The organism is Cellulomonas wangleii, from assembly GCF_018388445.1.
GTDB classification, from domain to species: domain Bacteria; phylum Actinomycetota; class Actinomycetes; order Actinomycetales; family Cellulomonadaceae; genus Cellulomonas; species Cellulomonas wangleii.
Genome location: NZ_CP074405.1, coordinates 967,578 through 979,056, shown reverse-complemented (window position 1 = coordinate 979,056; position 11,479 = coordinate 967,578). Strand labels below are relative to the sequence as shown.

5 protein-coding genes are annotated in these 11,479 nt (G+C 75.3%); 3 read left to right on the top strand and 2 right to left on the bottom strand.

Going from position 1 to position 11,479, the window contains the following annotated elements:
* Positions 1-165: 165 nt before the first annotated feature.
* Complete coding sequence (locus KG103_RS04635; RefSeq protein WP_207341518.1) at positions 166-1,950, top strand: polysaccharide biosynthesis tyrosine autokinase; 1,785 nt, start codon at positions 166-168, stop codon at positions 1,948-1,950.
* Positions 1,951-1,954: 4 nt separating this feature from the next.
* The gene (locus KG103_RS04630) at positions 1,955-4,132 is read left to right on the top strand and encodes an acyltransferase family protein (RefSeq protein WP_207341517.1); all 2,178 of its coding nucleotides are present in this window, start codon (positions 1,955-1,957) and stop codon (positions 4,130-4,132) included.
* Positions 4,133-4,292: 160 nt separating this feature from the next.
* On the opposite strand, the gene KG103_RS04625 is transcribed toward KG103_RS04630, so the two are convergent.
* A complete protein-coding gene (locus tag KG103_RS04625) occupies positions 4,293-4,943 on the bottom strand; it encodes a hypothetical protein (RefSeq protein ID WP_207341516.1) in 651 nt (216 codons plus the stop codon).
* Between the two features lie 86 nt (positions 4,944-5,029).
* On the bottom strand, positions 5,030-10,537 hold the full coding sequence (locus KG103_RS04620) for a LamG-like jellyroll fold domain-containing protein (protein ID WP_213319986.1): 5,508 nt from the start codon (positions 10,535-10,537) through the stop codon (positions 5,030-5,032).
* A gap of 185 nt (positions 10,538-10,722) precedes the next feature.
* Here KG103_RS04620 and KG103_RS04615 point away from each other — a divergent pair, with 185 nt between their 5' ends.
* Positions 10,723-11,436 (top strand): CDP-alcohol phosphatidyltransferase family protein, encoded by a 714-nt coding sequence (locus KG103_RS04615; protein ID WP_207342301.1) that lies wholly within the window; start codon positions 10,723-10,725, stop codon positions 11,434-11,436.
* Positions 11,437-11,479: the final 43 nt, after the last annotated feature.

Sequence of the window (11,479 nt, the reverse complement as noted above, 5' to 3'; positions counted from 1 at the left end):
GACGGGTGAAAAGCGCCGCAAAAGGGGACAGACGTGTGCTGATAGGGTGAAAACTGCCACTGTCGGGCCCGGCAGGCCCGGATGTCGGTTCTCATGAGAACTCCGGAGCGCCGTGCTCCGGACTGCTCCCCGACCCGGGGCGCGTCGACACAGAAGGAGATGCCGGTGCGCGACTACGTGGCGATGGCACGTGCTCACTGGCTCGGGCTGTCCGCGTTCGCCGTCGTCGGGGTGCTGCTCGCCGCGCTGGCCGCCTTGCTCACCACACCGCAGTACACCGCCCGCGCCGAGATGGTGGTCGTGGCGGACACCGGCAGCGCCACCGACCTGGTCCAGGGGTCGGAGTACACGCAGAAGCAGGTGCGCACGTTCAGCGCGCTGGCGACCCGCCAGGTCGTCGTGCAGCCGGCCATGGCGGAGCTCGGCCTCACCGGGAGCACCGCGGCGGTCGTGGAGCGGCTGTCCGCCACGAGCGTGCTCGGCACCAACGTGATCTCGGTGACGGCGACGGACCCCTCGCCCCAGGCCGCGGCGGACCTCGCCAACGCGGTGGCCAAGCACCTCACCGCGGCGGTCGGTGACATCGTGCCGTCGCTGCCCGACGGCTCCAAGAGCGTGCGGCTCGAGCCGATCACGACCGCGACACCCCCCGCGCAGCCCACGTCGCCCCGCGTCGTCCTCTGGATCCTGCTGGGAGCGATCGGCGGTCTCGCGCTCGGGGCGACGCTCATCACCCTGCGCCAGCTCGTCGACACGAAGGTCCGCGACGAGGCGAGCGCCGTCTCCCTCGTGGGGGCACCGCTGCTCGGCGCCGTCACCGTCCACCGGGGTCGTGCGCCGGTGCCGGCACCGGCGGGCTCCCCGCAGGCCGAGGAGTACCGCCAGCTGCGCACCAGCATCGCCGCCCTCGCGGCGGGCGGACGCCGGCTCGTGGCCGTCACGTCCTCCGTGCCGGGCGAGGGCACCACGGCCACGGCCGTGAACCTCGCGTCGGTGCTCGCGGCCGCGGGCGACCGCGTCTGCCTCGTCGAGGCGAACCTGCGCCGACCGCGGCTCGCGGGCCAGCTGGGGCTCGAGCAGCGGGACGGCCTCACCTCCGTGCTGACCGGGGGCGTCCCGCTCGAGGACGCGGTCGCGGCACAGGGACCGGGTCTGCCGGACGTCCTGACGTCCGGGCCGCTCACCGCCCACCCCAGCGAGCTGCTCGCCACGAGCCGGATGCGGGAGCTGCTCGCGGAGCTGACGGAGCGCTACGACCACGTCGTGCTCGACTGCCCGCCGGTGCTGCCCGTCACCGACGCCGTGGTCGTGGGGCGGCTGTGCCACGGCGTGGTGCTCGTCGTCGGGGCCGGGGCCGTCCGGCGCCACGAGGTCAGAGCCGCTGCCGCCACCCTGGCCGCCGGGGGCGTGCCGGTCGTCGGCCTCGTCGCCAACCGCGTGCCGCGGACCGCGTGGTCGCGGTACGGCGACGCGCTTCCGGCGGCGGAGACGCCCGCCGCGCCCGCTGCGGCGCCGGGCGGGCCCACGGGGGCAGAGCCCGTCGACGCTCCCGCCGGGGACGCGCCGGACAGCGCGGACGAGGCGCCCCGCACCCTCGGCGGTGCGGTCCGTGCCGCGGACGTGGCACGCCACCTCGAGCGGGCCTCGCGGCCCGCGGCCGCACCGGTGCCGCCGGACCACGACACCCCGGCAGCGCCGCCCGCGGCCCGCGCGCCCGCCGGGGACGATCCGGCGACCCCCGGACCCGCGGACGACGCCACGGTCGGCGACGGCGACACCGCACCCGACCCCGGCACGACGCGTGACCGGCAGGCCGGCGGCGGACCGGCCGGTGACGGGCACACCTCCGACGCGCCGCCTCCCGCGGCCCCCCTTCCGCACGCGTCCCCGGAGCAGAGCACGCCCCGCGAGGCGGTGCTGCACGACGACTCGAGCTTCGTGAGGGGCTGAGGCGATGACCGCGGCCGCACCGACGGACCACCGCCTCGACATCGGTGGCCTGCGGGCGATCGCGGTCCTGCTCGTCCTGCTCGCCCACACCGTCGGCCTGCCGTCCGGCGGCTACCTGGGCGTCGACGTCTTCTTCGTGCTGTCGGGCTTCCTCATCACGGGGATCATGCTGCGGGAGCACGCCCGGACGGGGCGCATCAGCTTCGCCGAGTTCTACCGGCGCCGCGCACGGCGCATCCTGCCCGCGGCGGTGCTGGTCGTCGTGGCGACGGTCGGGGTCGCGCAGGTGCTCTTCCTGGCCAACCGCGCGCACGACGTCCGCGTCGATGCGCTGTGGTCGACGTTCTTCCTCGCGAACGTGCACCTCACCGCCCAGGGCACCGACTACTTCGACGCGACGGGGGCCGTCAGCCTGTTCCAGCACTACTGGTCGCTCGGCGTCGAGGAGCAGTTCTACGTGGTCTGGCCGCTGCTGGTCGTCGGGTGCCTCGCGCTCGGGCGACGCGCCCGGACCCGCCCGCTGCTGCCGCTCACCGTCATGGCCGTGCTCGTCACGGTCGGGTCGTTCGCCTGGGCCGCGCACCGCACGGCGACCGCGCCGACCGACGCGTACTTCTCCACCGCGACGAGGGCGTGGGAGCTCGGCGTCGGCACGCTGATCGCGGTGGGCGCCGGCTGGATCAGCAGGCGCCCCGGCGTGTGGTGGCGGCACGCGCTGGCCTGGGGCGGCCTGGCGGCGCTCGGGCTCGGCGCGTTCTGGTTGACGCCCGCGTCGCCCGTCCCCGCCCCGGGTGCCGCGCTGCCCGTCCTGGGCACCGCCGCCGTCGTCGTCGCGGGAACGGGCGCGCGGGCACCCCGGCTGCTCGGCATCCTGTCGAACCCCGTGGCCCAGTACATCGGTCTCGTGTCGTTCTCGCTGTACCTGTGGCACTGGCCGGTGGTGGTGTTCCTCGACGCGGTCATGGCGCCCGGCCGCACGGCCCAGCTCGTGGCGATCGTCGTCTCCGTCGCGCTGGCGGTGCTGTCGTACCACCTGGTCGAGGACCCGGTACGCCGGTCCACGTGGCTCGAGCCGCGAGTACGCCGCGCGGCGGCGGGTCCACGGCCGGCGCTCGTCGCCCGGCCGGCCGCCCTCGCCTGCGTGGCGAGCCTCACCGTCCTGGCCGGCGTCGCGTCGGGCTACGCCGTCCTGCGCACACCCGCACCCGCGGGACCGCCGCCGGGGGCGGTCGCCGCGGCGACCGTCGGTGCCGTGCCCGCGACCGGAGCCGAGCCCGCCGCGGCGGAGCCGACCGGCGCGGCGGCGGAGCTCGCCCAGCAGGTGACGGCTGCCGTCGGCGTCGGGCAGTGGCCCGACCTGTCACCGGCGATCGACGACCTCGGCGAGGACGACCTGGCCGCCCCCTGGGCGACCGACGAGTGCCTGGACGTGCGGGACGACGACGACGTCGAGCGCTGCCGGTACGGGGCGGCCGACGGCGCGCAGGTGGCCGTGGTGCTGGGCGACTCCGTCGCCACGAGCTACGTGCCCGGCATCGCCGACGCGCTGGGCGCGGCCGGCTTCGCGGTCCAGCCCCTGACGCTGCAGGCGTGCCCGGCGGCGGACGTCGCCGTGGACGACTTCCAGGGCGAGCCCTGGGCGCCGTGCGGACCGCACCGCGAGTGGATGACGGCGAAGATCGCCGAGCTCCGACCGTCGCTCGTCGTGGTCGCCGCCGCGGAGGACTCCGTGAACCGGCTCAGCTCGGGGGCCACCGGTGCCGCCGCGTACGCCGAGTGGACCGCCGGCCTCACCCGCACGCTCACGACGCTCGAGGGCCTGGCTCCGGACGTCGTGGTGCTGGCACCGCCGCCCAGCGGCGAGCACCCCGCCACGTGCGCGACGGCGCGCTCCGGGCCCGGGGAGTGCCTCTCGCCGGTCCACGACACGTGGTGGCACGTGCGCACGGCCGACCAGGCCGCCGTCGAGGCCGCCGGCGGCGCGGCGGCGGGGATCCGCTACGTCGACAGCCTGCGCTGGTTCTGCACCGCGCAGGGGTACTGCCCGGTGTTCGTGGGCAGCACCCCGGTGCGGGTCGACCCGAACCACCTCACCGACGCCTACTCGCACGCCCTGGCCCCGGTGCTGCGCGACGCGCTCGTCCCGGCGGACGAGCGGACCGTGGTCGCCGGCGACGCCTGACACCGCGCCGAGCGCCGCACGGTCCGCGACGGCGCCGGGCCGTCGAGCCGCTCACGGACCCGCGGTCACGGCGCGCGACGACGCTCGGTCCGCCACGGGGGAAGCGCGGGGCGTTCAGGCACCGACAGGCCGAGCGCCGCAGCGCTCAGCCCAGCGGCGTTCAGCCCGCCGCGGGGAGCCACAGGCCGCAGCCGGCGGAGTTCACGGCCGCGTCGGTGGCGCCGACGACGAGCGTGGCGACCTCCCCGGCCGTGGCGACGCCGCCCTGCGAGCTCGTGGCACCCGCACCGTCACGGACGCTCCACGTGCAGCCTGCCGCTGCCGTGACGCTGCGGTACTCACCCGGTGCCACCGCTCCGGGGTCCCCGGCGGCGACCGCCGACTCCCCCTCCCCGATGCCGCCGCGTGCCCGGGCGAGGGGCCCCAGCAGGTCGGGGCACAGCAGCGGCACCGCCGTGTCGGCGAGGGTGAGCGGACCGTCGAGCGCCGCCCGGAACTCGTCCTCGCTGACCTGCACGAGGTACGACACCCGCTCGCAGGTGTGCTGCCCGGCCTCGACCACCGACTCGGGGAAGACCTCGCCCGTGCTGTTCAGCGACACGTACAGGTCGACCGCACCCGTGCCCGGGCTCGGCGCCGCCAGCGGTGTCACGGTCGGGGCCGGTCCCAGCGGCGTCGCGTCCTCGGTCGCGCCGGCGACCGCCGGGGTCGCGCCGGCGGTCGACCCGGCGCCCGACGAGCAGCCGGCGACGAGCCCGCCGACGAGCAGACCGACCAGGAGCGGTGCGAGGAGCAGCGGACGGGCGGGCATCAGGACTCCTCGGGACGTGCCGGTGGGGCGGCGGTGCGCCCGCGGGGCGGCGGACCGGCGGCGGGAGGCCGGTCTCACGGTCCTCCTCACGGCTCCGTCACCCCCGGCTCCGCTTCCGGGTCCGCCGCGGGCGGCGGCTCCGTCGTGGTGCCCGGCGTCGGCTCGGGCTCCGTGACCGGCTCCGTCGGGACGGCGACCGGGCCCTGCTCGGGGCGCGGCGGGGCCGGCACCGGGACTGCCGGTGCCGCGTGCTCGCCCGGGACCGCGCCGCCCGTGCCCGACGGCGTGGTGGCACCCTCCTCGACGGCGGCCGTGTCCGCCTGCGGGACCGTTGCGGCTGCCGGAGGCACCTCCGCCGCAGGCGCCGCCTCGACGGGCGTGAACGTGAGGGTGAGGACCGGTGCGTACGTGGCGTTGGTGGCCTCACGCGACCAGAACCGCGCGTTGTCCGACCCTCCACCGGCCAGCCGCAGGGTGACACGGCCACCCAACGACGAGGCCAGCACCGCCGGGTCACCGACCAGCTCGTACGCCGTGTTGCGCACCGGCACCTGCGGCAACGAGCCCAGCACCACCCCGGCACCGGTGGGCCGGTTCACCCAGGTCACACCCGACTCGGTCCACGACCCCCCGACCACCGAGGCCGTCACCGCACCCTCCGAGGCCGCCGCCGGGTCCGTCGAGGAACGCACCCCCAGCACCACCGACGTCAACCCCGCACCCGCCGGCGCCGCCGGCAGGTCGAACGACAGGAACGACTCCTGCGCCGACCCCTCCGAACGCACCGCCAGCTGCGTGTTCGACCCGTAGTTCGTCGACGCCGCCGAGGCCAGCACCATCGCATCGCCCGACGCCGGCACCACCACCGTCACCGGCTCACCCACCGGCTCGGGCACCGTCACCGACGCCGCCGACGACGCCGCGGACACGTTGCCCGCCGCGTCGAACGCCACCACCTTGTAGAAGTGCTCCCCCGGCACGGCACCGGCATCCACCACCGACAGACCCGTCACCTCACCGACCAGCACCCCCTCAGCGGCCACGAAGTCCGCCGACGCACCCCGGAACACCCGGTACCCGGCCACCCCACGATCGTCCGACGACGCCGACCACGACACCGACACCGCACCGGCACCGTCCACCGACCCCGACACCCCACCCGGAGCACCCGGAGCCGACACATCCGGCTGCGGACCGACCGTGCCCGGTGTGAACGTCAGCGTCAGGGCGGGTGCGTACGTGGCGTTGGTGGCCTCACGCGACCAGAACCGCGCGTTGTCCGACCCTCCACCGGCCAGCCGCAGGGTGACACGGCCACCCAACGACGAGGCCAGCACCGCCGGGTCACCGACCAGCTCGTACGCCGTGTTGCGCACCGGCACCTGCGGCAACGAGCCCAGCACCACCCCGGCACCGGTGGGCCGGTTCACCCAGGTCACACCCGACTCGGTCCACGACCCCCCGACCACCGAGGCCGTCACCGCACCCTCCGAGGCCGCCGCCGGGTCCGTCGAGGAACGCACCCCCAGCACCACCGACGTCAACCCCGCACCCGCCGGCGCCGCCGGCAGGTCGAACGACAGGAACGACTCCTGCGCCGACCCCTCCGAACGCACCGCCAGCTGCGTGTTCGACCCGTAGTTCGTCGACGCCGCCGAGGCCAGCACCATCGCATCGCCCGACGCCGGCACCACCACCGTCACCGGCTCACCCACCGGCTCGGGCACCGTCACCGACGCCGCCGACGACGCCGCGGACACGTTGCCCGCCGCGTCGAACGCCACCACCTTGTAGAAGTGCTCCCCCGGCACGGCACCGGCATCCACCACCGACAGACCCGTCACCTCACCGACCAGCACCCCCTCAGCGGCCACGAAGTCCGCCGACGCACCCCGGAACACCCGGTACCCGGCCACCCCACGATCGTCCGACGACGCCGACCACGACACCGACACCGCACCGGCACCGTCCACCGACCCCGACACCCCACCCGGAGCACCCGGAGCCGACACATCCGGCCCGAGCAGCGTCACCTCGGCGGCGGTGCTCGGCTCGCTCGCGTTGCCGGCCGCGTCGTACGCGACGACGCGGTAGTGGTACGTCCCGACGTCGAGCCCCGTGTCGGTGTGCGACGTGCCCGTCACCTCGGCGACCTGCGTCGTGCCCGCGGCCGGGAAGTCCGGCGACGTCGAGCGCTGCAGCACGTAGCGGGTGACGGCGCGGTCGTCCTGCGCCGCCTGCCACGCGAGGCCCACGGTGTCCTCACCGGTCACCGCGGCGGTCAGACCGGCCGGTGCGCCGGGCGCCGTGGTGTCGGGCCCCGCGACCGTGATCTCGACCGCTGCACCGGGTGCGCTCACGTTGCCTGCAGCGTCGTGGGCCAGTACCTGGTAGTAGTACGTGCCGGCCGCCAGCCCGACGTCCGTCACCGACGTGCCGGTGACGTCCTCGAGCTGGGTCGTCGACACGGCCGGGAAGTCCGGCGAGCCGGACCGGCGCACCGTGTACCCGGTGACGGCGACGTCGTCCGTCGCCGCCTCCCAGGCCAGCGCGACGGCGTCGTCCCCGGCGGCCGTGGCCGTCAGGTCGGCCGGCGTGCTCGGCGGGGTCGTGTCGGGCAGCGGGAGCTGCGCGCCGAGCGCGTGGTGCAGGGCCACGTCCTGGCCCGTCAGCACGCTCCCGTAGACGGCGACCTCGTCGATCGACCCCGTGAACCAGGGGCTCGAGGTGCCGCTCCAGGACGTGTCGCCGCCGACCCGCCAGTACCCGGTGTAGGACTGCGCCCCCGTGGCGGCGTTCGTGCCGACCAGCTGACCGTCGACGTACAGGCTCATGCCGGTCAGCGGCGAGTGCGTCGCGACCACGTGGTGCCACGCACCGTCGGTGTACGCCGCGGGGCTGACGACCGTGTTCTCGGTGCCCGTCCAGACCCCGAACACGAGCCGGCCGTCGTCACGCTGGTACACGTGCCGGTCGTAGTTGCCCGACAGCGCGGACCGCTCGTTGCCGAAGCCGATGAGCTTGCCGCCCACGGCCGACGACGACTGGAACCACAGCTCGAGCGAGTAGCCGCGCGGGTCGGTGAACGACACGTCGGAGGCGATGGTGCCGCCGTCCGCCGCGCCGGTCCCCACGGGCGTGAAGGTCGCGGCCGTGCCCGGCTCGACCACGCCCGGGGTGCCCAGGGCGACCCGGCCCGTCACGGTGCCGGTGACGCCGTAACGGCCGGAGTCCGCGACGGTGCCGGTGGCCGGCGGCTCGTCCAGACGCCAGTACAGGTCCGGGTCGAGCCCGTAGACCGCGGCGCCGTACTCGTCGGCCGGGGCCGGCGGGACCGCGGGCTCACGCCCGGTCGCCCGGTAGTGGGCCTCGACCTGCGCACCCGTCAGCGCCGTCGGGTACACGGCGGTCTCGTCGATCTGCCCCGCGAAGAAGTTGCTCGTGGGCCGCGACGGCCACCCGTTCAGCTGGTCGCCGCCGATCCGCCACGAGCCCTCGTAGGCCTGCGCCACCGAGTTCGCGTTGCGGGCGACCCGCTTGCCGTCGACGTACAGCGCCATCCCGCCCGGACCCTGCGTCGCGACCACGTGGTGCCACTCGCCGTCGTTGAACGACTGGGCGGACGTCACCGCGACGGCGCTGCCCGTGTACGTGCCGAACACGAGCCGGCCGTCGTTGGTCATGTAGACGTGCCGGTCGTAGCTGCCGGACAGGCGCGTGGCGCCGGTACCGGTGTTCGGCTTGCCGTTGCCGAAGCCGATGATCTTGCCGCCCTGGGTCGTGGTGGTGCGGATCCAGGTCTCGACCGAGTACACCGACGGCCCGGGCACGGTGCGCTCGTCGTACGCGTACCCCGTCGCACCGTCGAACGTGGCCGACCAGCCGGCGGACCCGATGGCGGCGTCCTCGCCGCCCCGGTGGGTGACGCCCTCCATGTAGTTGACCTGCGAGGCACCCGACGCGGAGTCCACCCCGTACCGGCTCGACGCGAGCTCGCCGCGCCAGTAGAGCTCGGCGCCGTCGTCGATGACCGCGGAGGCGTAGGCCTGGGTCGTGGTCGCCGCGCGGGCGTTCACCCCGCCGGACTGGGGGCTGGTGCTGGTGCCGTCGCTCGCGGTGACGCGGTAGGTGTACTGGACGCCGGGCGTCGCCGTGGTGTCCACGAACGAGACCTGGGGGCGGACCCACCAGCGCGAGTCCCCCGTGACGGTCGCGATCGGCTCGCTCGAGGACCCACGGAAGACGCGGTACGTCAGCGCCCCGTCGTCGTCGTCGTACGACGCCCGCCACGCCAGCCGGATCTCCCCGGTGCGCAGCGACTCCGCGCGCACCACCGGGGTGGTCGGCGCACCGGTGTCCGGCCCGTCGGCGAACCGCGTGAGCGACTGCTGGGTGTTGCCGTTGACGCGCGTGAACTCCCCGCCCACCCACAGGTAGCGCCGGGCACCGGTCTCGGCGACGGTCAGCGCGCGCGGGCCGATGCCCTCGCCGATGCCGTCGTTGAGCCGCGGGCGCCACGCGAGCATCTCGTTGCTCGCGTCGGCGCGGTTGGCCGTGAGGTAGACGCGCACACCGTCGGTGAACTCGCCCCGGTTGTTCGGCGCGCAGTCGTGGTGGTGGTGCGCCTCGTAGACGATCGAGCGGTCGACGAGGATGGCCTGCGTCGCGCCGAGGCAGCGGTCCCGCCAGCGCTGCGCGAACGACCCGTAGTCGACGGCGAACGACCCGTCGAAGACACCGCCGCCGGTCCCCTCCGCGCCCGCGTAGTACCCCGTGTCGTCCGCGGTGATCGCGTGGATGACGGACGTGTCGGGGATGAAGCCGCGCGGGAAGTTCCGCACGTTCTCGCCCGTGGTGGCGTCGACCACCGCGAACCCGTGGCTGTCCTGGCCGTTGACGGTGAAGAAGTCGCCGCCGACGGCGACCGTGCTGCCGTCCTTGCCGGCCGCGACCGCGAAGCCGCGCAGCTCGGCGTCCGCGACCCACGGGAGCAGCGCGCCGTTGGTCGGGGAGACCGCGGCGAACGAGCCGCGCGGCTGCCCGGCCACGCTGGTGAAGTCGCCGCCCAGGTAGACGGCGTCCTGCGTCACCGAGACGGCGCGCACGACCGAGGAGATGCCGGTCGGCCGGAACGCCGCGCGCACGGTGCACGTGGGGACGTCGAGGGCGGCCAGGCGGGCGACGTTGGTGCCGCCCACGTTGGAGAAGTTGCCGCCGATGTACAGGGTGCGGCCGTCCGGCGCGAGCGTCAGCGCGCGGATGGTCGCCGTCCCGCCCGACAGCGTGACGGACGGGCGGCAGGACCGCGGCGCACCCGTCGTCGCGTCGAAGCTCGCGAGCGCGGAGACCGTGATCGGCGACCCGCTGCCGCCGACCGGGGGGTCGAGCCTGCTGAAGGTGCCGCCGGCGAAGACGGTGTCACCGACGGCCGCGACGGCCCAGACGGTGCCGTTCGTCTGCCAGGTCGGCAGGTCGTCGGCCGTGAACCCCAGCCCGTCCGACAGCGCCTGCGCTGCCGGTCCGGACACCAGTGTTGCCGCGACGAGCGCGGCGGCGGCTGCCACCGAAGCCCCGCGAGCGACGATCCTCTTCATTGCCGACCTCTCCCGGACTTCGGTCCCACGACGTGGGGGAAGACTAGGCCGACCAAACGGTGTCAAGGGAGACATCTCGGACATCTTCACCCACGCACCTCCCGCCCCGGTCGCCGGCGGGGCCGCACGGGTGAATCGCCGGAGGCGATTTGCCCCGATTGACGGGTTGTCGCCACAGTTGGCACATGCAGAGGTGGCGCAGGACGGTCGGCGAGCTCGCCGCGGCCCAGAAGGCGGCCCGGGGGGTCTCGCTGTGGTCCCGGTACGTGAACCGCCCGCTGGGGCGGCGCCTGGCGGCGACCGCGATCGTCCTGGGGCTGTCGGCCGACGCCGTGACCGTCCTCAGCGCGCTGGTCACGGCCGCGGGTCTCGCGCTGGTGGCGCTGGTGCCGCCCGCCCTGTGGTCCGGCCTGCTCGCGGCTGCCCTGCTGGTGCTGGGCTTCGCCCTGGACTCGGCCGACGGCCAGGTCGCCCGGTACACCGGGACGGGGTCGGCGGCCGGCGAGTGGTTCGACCACGTCGTCGACGCCGCCAAGATGGTCGCGGTCCACACGTGCGTGCTCATCGGCTGGTACCGGTTCGGTGACCTGCCGGGCGACGCGTGGCTGCTGCTGCCGCTGGCCTACCAGCTGGTCGCGGTCGTCGTCTTCGCGGGCGGCACCCTGGCCTCGCTGCTCCGGCGCTCCCCCGCGCCGCCCGCCGCCCCCTCGACCGCGCGGGCCGTGGCGCTGCTCCCCGCGGACTTCGGCGTCCTCGCCCTGACGTTCGTCACCTGGGGTGCGCCGGAGGTGTTCCGGTCGCTCTACGCCCTGCTCGCCGTGGCGACCACCGTCATCGGCGCCGCACTCGTCGTGCGCTGGTACACCGGGCTCCGGACCCCGCAGGCCGTGCTGTCGTGACGGCGGCCGGGGGGACGGGCCGACGGGGCGGGACCCTGGGCCG